The organism is Cytobacillus sp. QJM3NY_8 (assembly GCF_056173585.1).
In genome coordinates, this window is sequence record NZ_CM149681.1 from 2,586,472 (window position 1) to 2,602,336 (window position 15,865).

Consider the following 15,865-nt stretch of genomic DNA (forward strand, 5'->3'; position numbering starts at 1 on the left):
TTGAGTTTCCTAAATAAATTAAAGAATGAAATCATCATAGCAGATGGCGCGATGGGAACTCTTCTGTACTCCTATGGTACCGACAGCTGTTTTGAGGAATTAAATTTATCACAATCTGAACAGATCCAGCACATCCATGAAGCATACATAGGCGCAGGGGCTGAATTGATCCAAACAAATACGTATGCGGCGAATTATTTGAAGCTTCAGCGATATGGACTGGAAGACTCCGTTAAGGAGATTAACAGTGCTGCAGCAAGGATTGCCAAAAAAGCTGCCAAGGAACGCGCATATGTTGCTGGTACAATCGGCGGGATCAGGGGATTCAAGCCCAACATGATTACACTTGAAGAAATAAAAAGAAGCTTCAGGGAGCAGCTTTATTGCCTGCTGCTTGAGAATGTAGATGGTATTTTGCTTGAAACCTATTATGACCTGGAAGAGCTTGAGACTGTCCTTGCCATAGCCAGGAAAGAAACTGATTTGCCGATTATCGCACAGGTGTCTCTTCAGGAAGCGGGTGTTCTTCAGAACCAGACTTCTATCGCTGATGCTTTAGCAAAGCTTGAAGGAATTGGTGCGGATGTTGTGGGAATCAATTGCAGGCTTGGTCCGCATCATATGCTGAAAACTCTCGAAAGTGTGCCTTTGCCAAAGCATGCCTATCTTTCTGCTTATCCAAATGCCAGTATTCCAGCCTATACGGATGGCAAATTTCATTATGAAGGAGATGCAGAATATTTCCGGCAGTCAGCGATTGAATTCCGAAATCAGGGTGTCCGCCTGCTTGGAGGCTGCTGTGGAACAACACCTGACCATATCAAGGCGTTTTCTGACGTTTTAAAAGGACTTCCGCCAATAGAGGAAAAAGAGACAAAGGCAATCAATAAAGTCATGGTTTCTGAAAAGCCATCATCATCAAGAGAGCTCCCTCCTCTTCAAGATATTGTCAGGGAAAGGCCTTCTGTCATTGTTGAATTGGATCCTCCAAGGAAGCTTGATACTTCACGCTTTTTCGAAGGTGCAAAAGCATTGAAAGAAGCCGGAATAGATTCTATTACACTTGCAGATAACTCCCTTGCTTCCCCCCGGGTATGCAACTCTGCGCTTGGATATCTCGTCAAGCAGCAGACAGGATTGCGCCCGCTTGTTCATGTGACCTGCAGGGATAGGAATATTATTGGACTGCAATCCCATTTAATGGGTCTGCACGCACTTGGATTAAATGATATTCTTGCCGTAACGGGTGATCCTGCACGTGTCGGTGATTTTCCAGGAGCATCTTCTGTATATGATGTCTCATCATTTGAATTGATCAGTATGATCAAGCAGTTAAATGAAGGGTTATCTTTTTCAGGGAAAGATCTCGGCCAGAAAGCTGCCTTTTCAGTTGCAGGGGCTTTTAATCCCAATGTCCGCTCATTGGAAAAAGCTGTTGGACGGCTTGAAAAGAAAATTGAACATGGTGCGGACTATTTCATCTCGCAGCCTGTTTTTTCTGAAGAGAAGCTGCTGGAAGTTCATGAGGCTGTGAAAGATTTAAAAGCACCTGTTTATATAGGCCTAATGCCTCTTACCGGCAGCCGGAATGCTGAGTTTCTGCATAATGAAGTTCCTGGAATCAAAATTTCCGACAGCATTAGAAACCGGATGGCTTCATTAAAGGATGATCCTGCACAGGCTGGAGCTGAAGGCATAGCTATTGCCAAGTCGCTGATCGATGCCGCGGCAGAGCTGTTTAATGGCATTTACCTCATCACTCCATTTATGCGCTATGAAATGACTGTTGAACTATCAAACTATGCCCGTGAGACAACCGAACGGCTTTCAAGGAGGAAACAACATGCATAAACCATCACTGCAGGAGCAGATAAAAAAGAAAATCCTGATCATGGATGGAGCAATGGGCACCATGCTGCAGAGGGCCGATCTTACCGCTGCTGACTTTGGCGGCGAAGAATATGAAGGCTGCAACGAGAATTTAAATATAACAGCTCCTTCGGTGATCGAACATATTCACCTTGAATATTTAAAAGCCGGCGCAGATATTATTGAAACCAATACCTTTGGCGCAACCAGCATTGTTCTGGCAGATTACGATCTGGAAGAAAAAGCTTATGAACTAAATAAAATTGCTGTTGAAATTGCCAGGGAAGCTGCAGACCGCATTTCAACTCCTGAATGGCCAAGATATGTGGCTGGTGCCATGGGTCCTACGACGAAGACGCTGAGTGTAACCGGCGGGTCTACATTTGAAGAAATGATTGCGGCTTATGAAGAACAAGCCAGAGGGTTAATTGACGGTGGAGCCGATCTTCTTCTCCTGGAAACCAGCCAGGACATGCTGAATGTGAAGGCTGGTTTTATCGGCATTGAAAATGCATCAAAAAAGACGGGAATAAAACTTCCGCTTATCGTTTCGGGAACGATTGAACCGATGGGCACGACTCTTGCTGGCCAATCGATTGAAGCATTTTATATTTCGCTGGAACATATGAAACCACTGGCAGTCGGACTCAACTGTGCGACAGGGCCCGAATTCATGCAGGACCATATCCGTTCTCTGTCAGGATTGGCATCTACTGCAGTCAGCTGCTATCCCAATGCAGGATTGCCTGATGAAGAAGGACAGTACCATGAAACTCCGGAATCACTGGCGAGCAAGCTTGAGGGCTTTGCCAAGGAAGGCTGGCTGAATATCGTAGGCGGCTGCTGCGGAACCACCCCTGAACATATTCAGGCGATTGCTGAATCGGTTAAAGATTATAAACCCAGAAATTATGAGGGGAATTCAGTGCATAAAGTTTCCGGAATTGAACCTCTGATTTATGATGACCCGACATTAAGGCCCATTATGGTCGGCGAGCGCACAAATGTAATTGGCTCACGCAAGTTTAAAAGACTGATTGCTGAAGGAAAGTTCGAGGAAGCTGCTGAAATAGGCCGGGCGCAAGTAAAAGGCGGAGCCCACGTAATTGATATTTGCCTTGCAGATCCTGACCGTGAAGAAATGCAGGATGTTGAAAACTTTATCAAGGAATTAGTAAAAAAAATTAAGGTTCCGCTGGTCATTGATTCAACTGATGAAACGGTTATCGAGAAGGCCCTCACCTATTCACAGGGTAAAGCCATCATAAATTCCATTAATCTGGAGGATGGCGAAGAAAGATTCGAAGCTATTGCCCCACTGATCCATCGATATGGTGCAGCTGTGGTAGTAGGTACTATAGATGAAGCCGGAATGGGTGTTACGGCTGAAAGAAAACTGGAAATTGCAAAGCGTTCGTATGATTTGCTTGTAAATAAGTATCAAATTCCGCCTGAGGATCTTATTTTTGACCCCCTCGTCTTTCCTGTCGGCACAGGGGATGAGCAATACATCGGGTCTGCAAAGGCAACGGTAGATGGGATAAGACTTATTAAAGAGGCTTTACCGGAGGTTCAAACCATATTGGGAATCAGTAATGTTTCATTTGGCCTCCCTCCTGTCGGCAGGGAGATATTAAATTCAGTATTCCTTTATCACTGTACTCAAGCAGGACTCGATTATGCGATAGTGAATACGGAAAAGCTCGAAAGATTTGCCTCCATTTCAAAGGAAGAGGTCTTAATGGCTGAAAAGCTTCTTTTCGAAACTACTGATGAATCACTTGCCATTTTCACTGATTTTTACCGGGATAAGAAGAAAGAAAGTAAAAGTGTCCTCCCGGATATGACGCTTGAGGAACGCCTCGCCTATTATATTCTGGAGGGAACAAAAGAAGGGCTGCTGCCTGATCTTGAACTGGCTCTGCAAGCATACCCTGCTCCACTTGATATCATTAATGGGCCATTAATGAATGGAATGAAGGAAGTAGGAAGATTGTTCAATGATAACCAGCTGATTGTTGCAGAAGTCCTTCAAAGTGCAGAGGTTATGAAAGCATCTGTTGCATATCTGGAGCCATATATGGAAAAGGATGCTGCACAATCTTCATCCAAGGGGAAAATCATCCTGGCAACCGTTAAAGGGGATGTCCATGATATAGGGAAAAACCTTGTGGATATTATTTTAAGCAATAATGGATATGAAGTGATAGACCTGGGAATCAAGGTCTCCCCTGCTGAATTGATTGAAAAAATCAGGCGTGAGAATCCGGATATGGTCGGCCTTTCAGGTCTGCTTGTTAAATCCGCACAGCAGATGGTCATTACGGCACATGACATGAAACAGGCAGGAATCGATATTCCGATATTAGTAGGCGGCGCTGCATTGTCGAGAAAGTTTACAGATACTAAAATTTCCAAAGAATATGATGGACTCGTGCTATATGCCAAGGATGCCATGAATGGACTTTCTCTAGCCAATCAGCTTCAGGAGCCAGAAGAAGTGGAGAAACTGCGGATTCAGCAGGCAGAAAAACAGGCAGCGGTCCTGAATGCAGTCCCTTTTGACCGCGGATCGGTTGCAGTTGCAGTAAAGCCTAAACCAACAGTCAGCACAAAAGTGCCAGTTTTTGTTCCAAAAGACTTAAAGCGGCATTTGCTGAAAACATATTCCCTCTCACATATTGAGCCGTATATAAATAAGCAAATGCTGATTGGCCATCACCTTGGCTTAAAAGGAAACTTGCAAAAGCTGCTTGCAGAAAAAGATGAAAAAGCTATTAAGATTAACACAATGGTTGATGAACTGATTGCTGAAGCAAAAGAGAAAAACTGGATTGAACCAAAAGCAGTTTATCAATTCTTCCCTGCCCAGTCAGATGGCGATAAGGTGTATATCTATGATGAAGATGAAAAAACGATCATTGAAACGTTTGAGTTCCCGCGCCAGGAAACGGAGCCATTCCTATGTCTGGCGGACTTCCTTAGATCAAAAGAAAGCGGTCAAATGGATTATGCTGCCTTCTTTACTGTGACTGCCGGAAAAGGTATACGCGGTATAGCAGACCGTTTAAAAGCCGAAGGCAGATTCCTGGAAAGCCATGCCCTGCAGTCGCTCGCTTTGGAGACAGCTGAAGGGCTTGCCGAGCTGATCCATCGTCAGATACGGGATCGCTGGGGATTCCCTGATCCAGTTGAAATGACTATGAAGGACCGTTTTGCGGCGAAGTACCAGGGACAACGCTTTTCTTATGGATATCCTGCGTGCCCTGATCTAGAGGACCAGAAGAAGCTATTTAAGCTTATACAGCCTGAGGATATCGGGGTTAAGCTAACAGAAGAATGCATGATGGAACCGGAAGCATCTGTCTCTGCAATGGTCTTTGCTCATCCGGAAGCAAGATATTTTAATGTATTAAGATAGTATTAAACCCGGCAATTAAAAGATTGCCGGGTATTTGCCTTTCCCCTTTAAATACCTATACAATGGTTACATAGCAAGGAGGTGAGATTTTTATGAATGTTCTCTGGGATTTAGATGGCACCATTCTAGATACATGGCCCACATTGGTTCAGGCTTTTATTCGCATATCCGGTAAAGAGCTGAATCCTCATGAAGTACTTATGCCTCTTAAAAACGGGACAGCCTATCAGAAATTTAATGTTTCTCCGGATAAAATTGCGGATTTCCGTCAAATGGAAGCTACTTTTAAGCATGATGAGAAGCCATTATTCCCATATGTAAGGGAAATATTAGAGCAAAATAATGTAAACGTGCTGGTAACCCATCGGAACCGGCAATCAACTGAGGAGCTGCTCGAGTATTGGAAACTCACTTCCCATTTTGAAGAAGTTATCTGCCCTGAATTTGATGGTTTCTCCTTAAAGCCGCATCCGGAATCCTATGAATATCTTCATCGGCGTTATCATATTGATCTGGCCATTGGCGACCAGGATACAGATTTAATGCCTGCCAGACAGATCGGCATCAGCACCTGTGCATTCCGCAACCCTAACCCCTATGCAGACTTCGCGATTGATTGTTATTCAAAATTTGAATTTGAGAAATAAGAAACCAGGGACTTTATAATATCATAAAGCCCCTGGTTTTATTCTGATCAAGTTAATTAGCTGATCTTCGCGTATTGATCCTGATGACTCTGTCAGTTTTTGAATCAAATTCAATATCAATGTATAGACCGAATTCTTTGCCCTCATCTTCTATCCATAGCTTGAACTTTTCGATGTCTGTTGTTTGTCTCCTTTCTCTGCCGATATGCAAGTAGTCAAGAATTTTAGCTTTAGGATATTTCTTTTTTGCTGTTTCCATAGCAAGTCTGCCCCATTTAGCATAGGCTGGTTCTGGTCTTTCAGCATGCGCTTCTACGGACAATGCCCGAATGGGAATGTATTCTGATAAAGCAATCAAAACCATAAGGCTGACAATTATTTTTTTCATTTTCCACCTCTTTCAGTAAAAGATCTTAATCGTTATTCCCGTTATTCATGGTTTCTTCCTTCATTCGTTCTTCTTCTTCCTCTACACAGATATAAGCAATTTGTTCTTCCATTAGATGATGGAGAATATCTTTATCATCTGTACAGGACATGTCTCTTCTTTTTTCCATTATCCCCTCTCCTCTCTCTCATTCATTCGGAATTTATTAAAATAATTCCTATATCCGCCAACTGCCGCCGATAATATTTTTTTATCCACAAATGCCATATGAAAAACATACATGAATATTGACTTCATCATGAAAAGCATAAATAGCTTCAGCTGTGTAAAACGGAGAAGCCTCCAAATCCCAATCTTTTTGAACCAAGTATAAAAAGGGTAGGCGAAAAAGGCATCAACAACTGAATTCAAAAGGATATACAGCAAGGGCCTGCCATAAGTTAATTTTAATATCCATATAGATCCCGCAAAAAACGGCCCTAATATCAATGGGAGTTCACCACTGAGCTTTGGAAGTAATCTTTCCTTAATAGTCCACCATTTGTTTTTTTCAGCGATAAACCCTTCTATCAGAACATAAAGGCACATAAAAATGGCTGCTGGATAAAAACGTTTAAAATCCCTTTTGCCTATGAATGGAACAGTCAGCCAGGAAAGGAGAATTATAAGCACCAAATATAGCTTCTTTTTCATCTTACCCCACCTTTTTTTAAAGGTTTTGTATTTAAAGGAAAATTATTCATTCTTTCCGCAAGAACGGCAGATATTTTTAAATTTGCTTAAAATATGTGTTTTGAACATTCCAATATGTGTAATAGATTAACAAGCATAGAAGGAGCTGATCAGCATGTTAACAATGTATAAATGCAAAAATTTCAATAAAACTGGTAAAATTCTGCTCCCAAGCAAGTGGCGCAGCCAATTTGGGCTTATGCCGGGAAAACTGGCTGATCTTCGCTTCGACCAGGATCAAATTATTATTGAGAAGGCTGATTTGGAATCAACCCATAATAAAAGACTTATATCTGAAAATGGCTCTATCCATATTCCAAAAGAACTTCAGCATCTTCTTGACATAACAGAGGAAGAAGAATATTGCCTTTTCATTGATGAGGAGGATAAGAGTTTTGTCCTTAAGATGATTTCAGAACGCTAAAAAAGCTGCAGCTATTCCTTAGCAGCAGCTTTTTAGCATATATATTTTCCTGTCAGCTTTGAAAGTGCCTTACAAAACTTTTCCCAGCCCTCAGGGAATGCCTGTATCCCCTGACTCTCAAAAATATTCTCCTTTGTAATCAGCTTTATGGACCACGTCACACTATCCAATATGATTCCAGGGTTTTGGTATTCCTTCTGCCACTTCCAAATTTTCAGCCGATATAATTCCTTCTTAAATTCTTCAATGCTGCCTGATGCTGCAGGCAGTTCAGTCCTATGTGAGAACGAGCTTACATGCCATTCAAAGTATACAAAACGTCCATTGATAAAATCCACTTCGACTTTGTACCAGGGTCCGGGATAACCGCCGAGGCTGACACTCAAAAGGATGGGCTCTTTATCAGGGTCAATCGTGACAATATTATTTTTTATATGGAAAATTTCTCTTTTTCTGCTGATGACAGATTTTACATGTGATAATTCAAGCGGTTTTCGGCTGGTATTCTGAGAGTTACTTAGTTTATTCATTTCATCAAGCAAAGAAGGGATTGATATAGCTCCCTTTTTCTCCAAAATATCCAAAATATTCTCGAAAATACTCATTGTTTCTTCCTCCATCAAAACACGGTCGTTATATCTGCCTAAGAATGTTTTCTTCCCTAATAACCTTTTTTTCCTCTATGCAAACATTCTTTAGCTTTTAAGGAACGTATGTGAATAAATTCCGCCTGCTCATTGCACGCTATTGATGGGAGGTGCAGCCATGGATCCAATAAAACCAGGAAGCAAAAAGCTGCCGGATTTCGAAGAACTGGATGATCGGATGATTGCCGGGCATACTTCGGGGCCAACACTTGTGATAAAGACAAATCTCGATCCGGAAAATTCGACTGAAGATAACCCTTACTTTAAGAATAAAGCCGAAACGGATACAGAAGAATTTCGGGATTATTTTGAGGAGTAAAAGGAAACCGGCAGGCTTTTTGCCTGCCGGTTTCCTGCATTATTTAGAAATCGAAGTTGTCAGGGTCCGGACCTACTCGTCTATTTTCATTTAAGCTGCTGATTTTGTCCATATCTTCTGAAGAAAGCTCAAAGTCAAATACATCAGCATTTTCAATGATGCGATGTTCTTTCACTGACTTGGGTATTGTTACAATTTCGTTCTGAAGATCCCATCTTAAGATCACTTGTGCCACCGATTTGCTGTACTTTTGGGCAATTTCCTTCAATGCTTCGTTTTCAAGAAGCTCTCCCTGTGCCAGCGGTGACCATGCTTCTATTTGAATGTCCTGCTTCTTGCAGAAGTCCCTAAGCTCTGCCTGGTTCAGCAAAGGATGAAGCTCAACCTGGTTAACCATAGGATTTATTTCAGCATCCTGCATCAGATCTTCGAGGTGATGGATCTGGAAGTTGCTCACACCAATTGCCTTTACTCTTTTTTCTTTATAAAGAGTTTCAAGGGCTTTCCATGTTTCTTTATATTTCCCCTTCACAGGCCAATGGATCAGGTAAAGGTCGATATAATCGAGGCCCAGCTTTTCAAGGCTGGTTTCAAATGCATTGATTGTAGAATCATAGCCCTGGTCAGAATTCCAAACTTTTGTGGTAATAAAAAGTTCTTCACGAGGTACGCCTGCTTCCTTGATTGCCTGGCCTACACCTTCTTCATTCTGATAGACTGCAGCCGTATCAATGCTTTTATATCCTGCTTTAAGGGCTGATTTCACTGACTGAACCACTTCGTCTCCGTCCTTAACTTTAAAAACACCCAGTCCCAGCCACGGCATTTTGACACCGTTATGTAATGATACAGCAGATTGTAAATTTTCCATTCTTTTTTCACCTCTTTTTATTAATTAGGGTACTGGATAATTTTCTCACATTCCATTCAGCTAACAAAATTTTTTGCCTAAAAAAGAAAAACATTGCCGCATGATGGGCAATGCATGATCCGTTACTTTTATCCGCCGAAGAAAAAATCCAGAACATTTCCTGCAGTGGAAGAGTTTTTATTATAGAATTCTGAGTATCCGCATTTTTTACAGTAAACTACCAGAAAACGGTTATGCTGAATATCAAACATTTTGGAAAGTCCTGTACCAGTCATGGCAACTTCTTTTTGGCCGGCATCACTGCTGCCGCATTTAATACAGCCTTTTTTGCCCATCTTCTCACCCTTTCGACTTCTTACTTTAATTTACGTTCACAGCTGAAAAAAGTTTCGCCAATAATCATACTGTGATTTAAATCACATTTAAGTTAGTATAACTTCTATATAATGAAATTAAAAAAATGTAATTCAGTCAGGTGAGAATCGTGAATGATTTTAAGACACTTTTTGAAGAAATAGGCGGAACTGAAACCATTGAGAAGCTAGTGGAGGCGTTTTATCCCCGGGTTTATGCAGATCCTGTATTAAGACCCCTTTTTGAAGGTGATATAGAGGAAATTAAGAGAAAGCAAAAAATGTTTCTTACGCAATTTCTTGGAGGACCGCCACTTTACAGCCAGGAGTTTGGACCGCCGGCCATGAAACAAAGGCATCTGCCATTTGATATTACACCCTTAAGAGCACAAAGATGGCTTGCCTGCATGGAAGATGCTTTCAAGGAAACGGAGCTGGATCAAAACCCTTCATCCGCTCTATTCTATGATCGGCTTTTGCAGGTGGCGGCCATTATGGTAAATAGTCCAGAATGAGAAAAGACCTTCCATCCGGAAGGTCTACTATCAGTTGGGTTAGAAATTATTATTTTGTTAGGTAAGCTCCAGCACTTTTCCAGTTACAGAGATTCAAAATATTCTTTTGCATGTTCTACTGACTGGAACATTTTAACTTCTGTCACCTCTTTTTCATCATATGCTACTCCGAGAAATCCATCCGCAAGCTGCAGGATATCAGCAGATGATGTGTTTTCATCTTCGACGGTAACTGTTTCTTCCATTTCAAGCTGCCCTTTTTCCGCCCAAGATTGAACTTCAGCCGAGTAAGTATCAATATTCATTCCCTCATCAATGCGGTCATCCAATTCAGCAACTGAGAGAGGCTTTTCTTCACCTTCTGTATTCACAGCTTCATTATATTCCTGGCTATTAGTTGAATCATTCTTTGCTCCTTCCTTATTTTCTTCCTCTGCACTGCATGCTGTCATCAGTATGCAGGCGGTAAAAACAAGCATCCATTTTCGCATAAGAGTTCATCTCCTTTTTTAATTCTTCTAAGCTAGTAATCTATTACCCCAATTTTTGGTCTGCATTCATCATAAAAAAAATAAAGCACCCGCAAAAAGGTGCTTCAGCTACTTATTTCTGAGCTTTTCTCTATCAAGTGATTGAGGCGGCTTTTCCAGCCAGCCGTTGTCAATCATAATTTTTGCTCCTTCATCTGCAAAATTTCCGACTTTGATCATCATTTTAGCATATTGAATAGCCAGGTCTTTTCGAATGCTTGCCCCGATGGCTATTCCAAAGTCCATTACGCCGACCGCAGTTATGCTGGCGATCAGAAACATCATTAATCTATCCGAAAAAGGTGAGATGGTTGAGTCTGTAATAGACCCATCCCATGTGCTTGGATATGCCACATCGTCATTTTTTAAGACATTGAGAAAATATTCCGCATGCTCCAGGCTCATATCATAGCCTCTTTTGAAATAATCGCTTATGACTTTTTGTTTAGCTACCTGGCTGAATGCCAAAAGCATAGTTTTAGCAATATTGGATAACTCGATATTCGTACCCAGATGGGCGATTTCGATGGCCAGCAGCTGCCTCTTTTTGCCTGCAATTCCGCCAAGGAAACGATGGTCTGATACATATTCTACTTTTTTAGGATAATCTATATATGGTGATCGAATGAATATTCCCTTTTCCTCCATGGCCTCAGCGGCCATATCAAAAAGTTTCTCTGTTTGCTCATAGTATTTTTTAAACATGCTGCGAATGTCTTTTCTTGCAGAAACTGATTTAGCAAGTGAATAGGCATTCAATCCGGTTCTTCCTAAATGATGCATGAATCTAATATAGGTTACGTCTGAAAATAACCTGGGTGTGTCATTGTGCAGGTCTTTTTCATTGAATCCATCAGGTATGGGAAAATCTTCTTTTTGAAAGAGTGAGGAAATGTCGTCTATGTGATCCTTGGCGATGGATAGCGCATATTTCAAAACCGGCAAGACATCCGGATCTTCATTTGTTTTTATATAGTGTTTTATGCAGCAGACTGCTGCTGTATCAGCTACATAGGTGTTCCAGAGCATGGCCATTTCAGAAGATATTAATTTAGGGGTACTCCCGCCTTTCATATTCTCACCAGCCGTTTTAGTAAAATTATATTTATATACTATCAGCTTTATATTAGCCTTTATTCGACATTTTCATTCTAATATGTGGTAATTCATTTCCATTATTGTTTTTCAGTGTGCGCATAAAAAAGAACCGGCCAGAAAATGGCTGGTTCCTCCAATTAATTTAACTCAAGTTCTCCTGCTTTTTTGAATCCATCTATATGGTAGGCATCCACTTTTTTAGGGGAAATGCTATATATGTGGTCGCCGATATAGATAAGCCTTTCAATTGTATCTTCCCATTCTTCATAAATTGCATTTTCTGTCTGATGGGTTATTTGTCTTTGAAGCTCGATTCCATTTTGGGCAGTAATTTTATATATTAACGCACCCTGGTAGTCGAAATTTGATTCAAACTGGCTTCCTTCTTTATTTTGATAGATTGAAATCGGAAATCCATATAGATTTTTCTTTTTATGGATAAACAGAGCTTTGTGATCGTGATTTAAAGGTGAATATGTTCCGCGTCCTCCTATTATTTCTGTATCTTTTTCAACTGGCTTATTGGTATTGCTTACATCGAATAAAGATATTTTTACACCGTCTGTTGTAATAACAGGCTGGCTGCCTGCTCCTTTGCCTCCTGTTATCTTCGTATCATGTCCGAAGCCAATGAGGTGGTTTTCGTCTAATGGGTGCAGGTAATTGCTGAAGCCGGGAATTTTTAACTCACCCAGAACAGAAGGTTTTTCCGGATTTGATCCATCAATGACAAAGAGCGGGTCCGTTTCCTTAAAAGTAACCATATAAATACGGTCATTCATAAACCTTGCAGAATAAATCCGTTCTCCTCTAGCCAGGTTTTCCAGCTGTCCAATCTTTTTTAAATTCTTATCCAGAATATAAAGGCTGTTGGAAGAAGGGGTTCTTTCGTCCCAGGCCTCTCCTTTGGTTGTTACCACTCTGAAGTTTTCATTATATTCATCCATTGAAAACTGGTTTAAAACGGTGCCTTTTATTTCAGTTGATGTCTGGAACTCTACTTTTCCGTCTTTTATATTGAATTTATAGATGCTCGTATCCGGATGGGGCATCTGTCTGTCTCCGATTGTTTCATTATTGTAATTGGCTGCTGATAAATATAGATTATTATGGGACATATAGAATTCATTTCCGCTGCCTAAGTAGCTTGTGACTGATAGTGGCTCTTTGTCGGCTCTTAAATTCAATACAGCTATATTAATATAATTTGCGTTTTGGGAACCTGGAAAATATTTTATCTCATTATAATCGACGATCTGCTGCTCCCTGCTCTCGGCAGTATCAAAATAACGGGGACGCATATCTGCATTTTTATTTCTTTCCAAAATCCAATATTCGGGAAAATGACTTGTAATCAAATATACCTTTCCATCCATTAGCCTGGAAGCAAGCAAACTGCCTTCGATATCTGCTTCTCTGATTTGTGCTGGATTTTGTTTATTATCGATATTGAAAACAATCGTTTTTGTGGAATGAAATGCAGGTGCAATCTTTTTTTCTGAAGCAGGTTTTCCTATGTGAACAGGAGCATCTTTATAGCTGTGGCCCATAACAATTAATTGATTGCCTTCTATAAATAGCTGATAGGGAGAGAATTCCTGATTAAATGATAATTCAGATTCCTTCTTCATTTTGTCAGCCGGGATGGCCTTAATAATCTGGACTTTATTATCAGTAATTTTGTATATATGCGTACCATCCGTTTTTATCAGATCAGCTTCATCTATACCGGCTACTTGAACATTTGTTGCGGAAAAGTCTGCACCTGCAGAATCTGCTGAGCTCTTTTCACTGCTGCTCTCCTCGCTCACTGCCATATCCCTTCCAGCAAGGAATGTCCTTTCTTCATTGAGCATTTTTGAAAAGTAATCGTTCAATTTATTTCTTGAGCCGATTGCCGGCAGAGTATCTATAACTTTGAAAGCAGTTTTTACTGATTGATTCAGGTTTTGTCCGCCCTTTGTTTTGATATCTTTAGTAAGGACCAATGTATAGTTTGGAGAATTTAGATTATATCCTTCATCAGGCGGTTGAATTTCGATGGATTTATTATTATTTTCCAGTGAGACTTTAACCTGCTCTTTTCCGCCCTCCTCATTCAAAATATAAACGGAGCTGTTGTTCACACTATCTGGATTAAGTTCTTTTGAAAACGTAACTTCCCATACCTTATTCTTTAAAACTGTCACTTCTTCATTATTTTCTGCCAGGTTACTGACAATTTTTAACCTGTTAAGAAACGAGAAGTACGCCAATAAAATAATGATCAATGTGATTCCGCCCAGAAAAAGCCATTTCTTCTTCATGAAAGACACCCCTTTTTAAGTAAGTTGACGGGTTGAATCTTCCAATAGTTACAAATTAATTTTTATAAAATTTCTGAAATTAATGAATTTTCCTGGAGGTAAAGGTAAAATTTAATTTATTACAGTGCAGGAAGAAGGTTTTCTCAAATGCTGGATGGGACAAACAAAAAGTATGGTTTTTTAATGCTGATTTTAGCGAACATGATTTGGGGAGGGAATTTTGTTATAGGGAGAATTGGTGTCGATTATTTTCCGCCGCTGCTCTTTTCCCTAATGCGATGGATCATTGCATTCTTGCTTTTAACTCCTTTTATGGTCAAGAAGCTAAAAAGAGATTGGAACATAATTTGGGAGCATAAGCGGATACTTTTGCTATTGGCGGTGACAGGTGTTGCCGGTTACAACACAATCATTTATTTTGCGCTGCAATACACCACATCAATTAATGCATCTGTGGTAAATAGTACTACACCGCTTTTTATCGCCATTCTAGCCATATTTATTTTAAGAGAAAAACTTCTAGCCCACCAGGCAGCAGGAATTCTCCTGTCAGTCTTTGGAATTTTATATATTATTTCAAAGGGATCGATTGAAATGTTTCTTTCATGGAAAATAAATGCCGGAGATCTATACGTATTGGCAGCAGTCATTATGTGGGCATCGTATTCGGTAATTGGCAAAAAATATTCAAACGTTTTGCCTGTGCTAACTTCTTTTTATGCATCAACATTTATCGGCATTTTACTATTGGTGCCTTTAAGCCTTATTGAATATCTAGTGATGGAAAAAACCCCTGTCTTCACCTTAACTTCCGCAGGAATCTTGCTGTATGTTGGTTTTCTGGCTTCAATTATGGCTTTTCTATCCTGGAATTTTGGAGTTTCCTTAATAGGAGCAGCCAAAGCAGGGGTTTTCCTGAATCTTCTCCCTATTTTCGCTATCATTTTCGCATTGTGTTTTACGGAGGAAAAATTGTATTTGTATCAGATAATCGGCGGAGGCATTGTCACCTTGGGGGTAGTTATATCTTCTAAAAAAACTTTGCGATTTAAGAACCATGTTCAAGAAAATAAGTCTTCAGCATAAAAAATCCCCTCAGTTCCTGACTGCGGGGATTTTCCATATATATTACCAATCCTGGGTTCGTTCTAATAAATGATCAATTTCTACATGTCTGATCATATAGCCAAGATCTTCTTCGGCAATTTCCGATGTGGCTTCCAATAGTTGATCAATATCCATTTGCACCAATCTCATAACCAGACCTCCTGATTTAATTAATGAATGAATGAATCTATAATCTCTTTCCTGCTATACTATTCGCTTTGTATTAGACAGGTATGGGGGCAGCTGAGAAATTTATCAGTATTAATTACCCAGATTTCTTAGGACCTAAACATTCATACAAAGAACAAGATTGAATGGCTGTTCACTATTCGTCACACCTCAGCCGGAAAATTAATAATATATAATGAGTTTTAAAAAATCTTATCAGGGAATAGAGTCATAAAATACATTGCAATTTGAAGGTGTCTATTATGAAAACTAACTTTAATGATTTTGCAAAGCTTTTGGAATCCGCTCTTGATAAAGGACAAACAGATAATGAAGTGACCATTCATGAATTGCTTGATGATATAAAAAATCAGCTTGAACCTTTAATCAACAAAAAGGAAATCGGCTAATGCGCCGATTTCCTTTTATTTTCTTATAACCATTTGTGTGCTTTTTGAGCCATCTAAGCT

The 15,865-nt window shown here is 40.2% G+C and carries 18 protein-coding genes; 8 read left to right on the top strand and 10 right to left on the bottom strand.

Features of this window, described 5'->3' with window-relative positions:
• The 3 genes from AC0VZ9_RS13445 (at position 1) to AC0VZ9_RS13455 (ending at position 5,937) form a co-directional block, all read left to right on the top strand.
• A complete protein-coding gene (locus AC0VZ9_RS13445) occupies positions 1-1,851 on the top strand; it encodes a bifunctional homocysteine S-methyltransferase/methylenetetrahydrofolate reductase (RefSeq protein ID WP_009334538.1) in 1,851 nt (616 codons plus the stop codon).
• Positions 1,844-5,290: a methionine synthase gene (gene metH / locus AC0VZ9_RS13450; protein WP_251156374.1), complete on the top strand. Its 3,447-nt coding sequence runs from the start codon at positions 1,844-1,846 to the stop codon at positions 5,288-5,290. Before AC0VZ9_RS13445 ends, metH begins: the two co-directional genes overlap by 8 nt.
• A gap of 92 nt (positions 5,291-5,382) precedes the next feature.
• Positions 5,383-5,937, top strand: coding sequence for an HAD hydrolase-like protein (locus AC0VZ9_RS13455; RefSeq protein WP_009334535.1), 555 nt, complete (start codon positions 5,383-5,385; stop codon positions 5,935-5,937).
• 52 nt (positions 5,938-5,989) lie between these two features.
• On the opposite strand, the gene AC0VZ9_RS13460 is transcribed toward AC0VZ9_RS13455, so the two are convergent.
• From AC0VZ9_RS13460 to AC0VZ9_RS13470, 3 genes are read right to left on the bottom strand one after another with little or no spacing between them, the layout of a single operon-like run.
• Positions 5,990-6,325, bottom strand: coding sequence for a DUF3889 domain-containing protein (locus tag AC0VZ9_RS13460; RefSeq protein ID WP_009334534.1), 336 nt, complete (start codon positions 6,323-6,325; stop codon positions 5,990-5,992).
• A gap of 25 nt (positions 6,326-6,350) precedes the next feature.
• Positions 6,351-6,494 (bottom strand): hypothetical protein, encoded by a 144-nt coding sequence (locus AC0VZ9_RS13465; protein ID WP_019379830.1) that lies wholly within the window; start codon positions 6,492-6,494, stop codon positions 6,351-6,353.
• Positions 6,494-7,018 (bottom strand): hypothetical protein, encoded by a 525-nt coding sequence (locus AC0VZ9_RS13470; protein WP_009334533.1) that lies wholly within the window; start codon positions 7,016-7,018, stop codon positions 6,494-6,496. The genes AC0VZ9_RS13465 and AC0VZ9_RS13470 overlap by 1 nt, the downstream gene beginning before the upstream one ends.
• Positions 7,019-7,172: 154 nt before the next feature.
• On the opposite strand from AC0VZ9_RS13470, the gene AC0VZ9_RS13475 reads away from it, so the two are divergent.
• Positions 7,173-7,481 carry a hypothetical protein gene (locus AC0VZ9_RS13475; RefSeq protein ID WP_009334532.1) on the top strand — a complete coding sequence of 103 codons (309 nt, stop codon included), beginning with the start codon at positions 7,173-7,175 and terminating at the stop codon, positions 7,479-7,481.
• A 32-nt stretch (positions 7,482-7,513) separates the two neighbouring features.
• Here the strand turns inward: AC0VZ9_RS13475 and AC0VZ9_RS13480 are convergent, their stop codons facing one another.
• Positions 7,514-8,086: a hypothetical protein gene (locus AC0VZ9_RS13480; protein WP_475397483.1), complete on the bottom strand. Its 573-nt coding sequence runs from the start codon at positions 8,084-8,086 to the stop codon at positions 7,514-7,516.
• 160 nt (positions 8,087-8,246) lie between these two features.
• Here AC0VZ9_RS13480 and AC0VZ9_RS13485 point away from each other — a divergent pair, with 160 nt between their 5' ends.
• Complete coding sequence (locus AC0VZ9_RS13485; RefSeq protein WP_009334530.1) at positions 8,247-8,447, top strand: hypothetical protein; 201 nt, start codon at positions 8,247-8,249, stop codon at positions 8,445-8,447.
• Between the two features lie 43 nt (positions 8,448-8,490).
• Here the strand turns inward: AC0VZ9_RS13485 and AC0VZ9_RS13490 are convergent, their stop codons facing one another.
• Complete coding sequence (locus AC0VZ9_RS13490; RefSeq protein WP_251156375.1) at positions 8,491-9,318, bottom strand: aldo/keto reductase; 828 nt, start codon at positions 9,316-9,318, stop codon at positions 8,491-8,493.
• A gap of 128 nt (positions 9,319-9,446) precedes the next feature.
• Positions 9,447-9,653 carry a zinc ribbon domain-containing protein gene (locus AC0VZ9_RS13495; protein WP_251156376.1) on the bottom strand — a complete coding sequence of 69 codons (207 nt, stop codon included), beginning with the start codon at positions 9,651-9,653 and terminating at the stop codon, positions 9,447-9,449.
• A gap of 146 nt (positions 9,654-9,799) precedes the next feature.
• On the opposite strand from AC0VZ9_RS13495, the gene AC0VZ9_RS13500 reads away from it, so the two are divergent.
• Complete coding sequence (locus AC0VZ9_RS13500) at positions 9,800-10,186, top strand: globin domain-containing protein (protein WP_251267247.1); 387 nt, start codon at positions 9,800-9,802, stop codon at positions 10,184-10,186.
• 83 nt (positions 10,187-10,269) lie between these two features.
• On the opposite strand, the gene AC0VZ9_RS13505 is transcribed toward AC0VZ9_RS13500, so the two are convergent.
• The 3 genes from AC0VZ9_RS13505 to AC0VZ9_RS13515 form a co-directional block, all read right to left on the bottom strand.
• Complete coding sequence (locus AC0VZ9_RS13505; protein WP_019379826.1) at positions 10,270-10,677, bottom strand: hypothetical protein; 408 nt, start codon at positions 10,675-10,677, stop codon at positions 10,270-10,272.
• Between the two features lie 108 nt (positions 10,678-10,785).
• A complete protein-coding gene (locus tag AC0VZ9_RS13510; RefSeq protein WP_217024863.1) occupies positions 10,786-11,790 on the bottom strand; it encodes a DUF3231 family protein in 1,005 nt (334 codons plus the stop codon).
• 161 nt (positions 11,791-11,951) lie between these two features.
• The gene (locus AC0VZ9_RS13515) at positions 11,952-14,120 is read right to left on the bottom strand and encodes a beta-propeller domain-containing protein (RefSeq protein ID WP_251267232.1); all 2,169 of its coding nucleotides are present in this window, start codon (positions 14,118-14,120) and stop codon (positions 11,952-11,954) included.
• Positions 14,121-14,267: 147 nt separating this feature from the next.
• On the opposite strand from AC0VZ9_RS13515, the gene AC0VZ9_RS13520 reads away from it, so the two are divergent.
• Positions 14,268-15,206 carry a DMT family transporter gene (locus AC0VZ9_RS13520; RefSeq protein ID WP_251267231.1) on the top strand — a complete coding sequence of 313 codons (939 nt, stop codon included), beginning with the start codon at positions 14,268-14,270 and terminating at the stop codon, positions 15,204-15,206.
• Positions 15,207-15,248: 42 nt separating this feature from the next.
• Here the strand turns inward: AC0VZ9_RS13520 and AC0VZ9_RS13525 are convergent, their stop codons facing one another.
• Positions 15,249-15,377: a hypothetical protein gene (locus AC0VZ9_RS13525; RefSeq protein ID WP_019379822.1), complete on the bottom strand. Its 129-nt coding sequence runs from the start codon at positions 15,375-15,377 to the stop codon at positions 15,249-15,251.
• Positions 15,378-15,658: 281 nt separating this feature from the next.
• On the opposite strand from AC0VZ9_RS13525, the gene AC0VZ9_RS13530 reads away from it, so the two are divergent.
• Positions 15,659-15,805, top strand: a complete 147-nt coding sequence (locus AC0VZ9_RS13530; protein ID WP_019379821.1) for a YwzD family small protein — start codon at positions 15,659-15,661, stop codon at positions 15,803-15,805.
• Positions 15,806-15,865 lie beyond the last annotated feature (60 nt).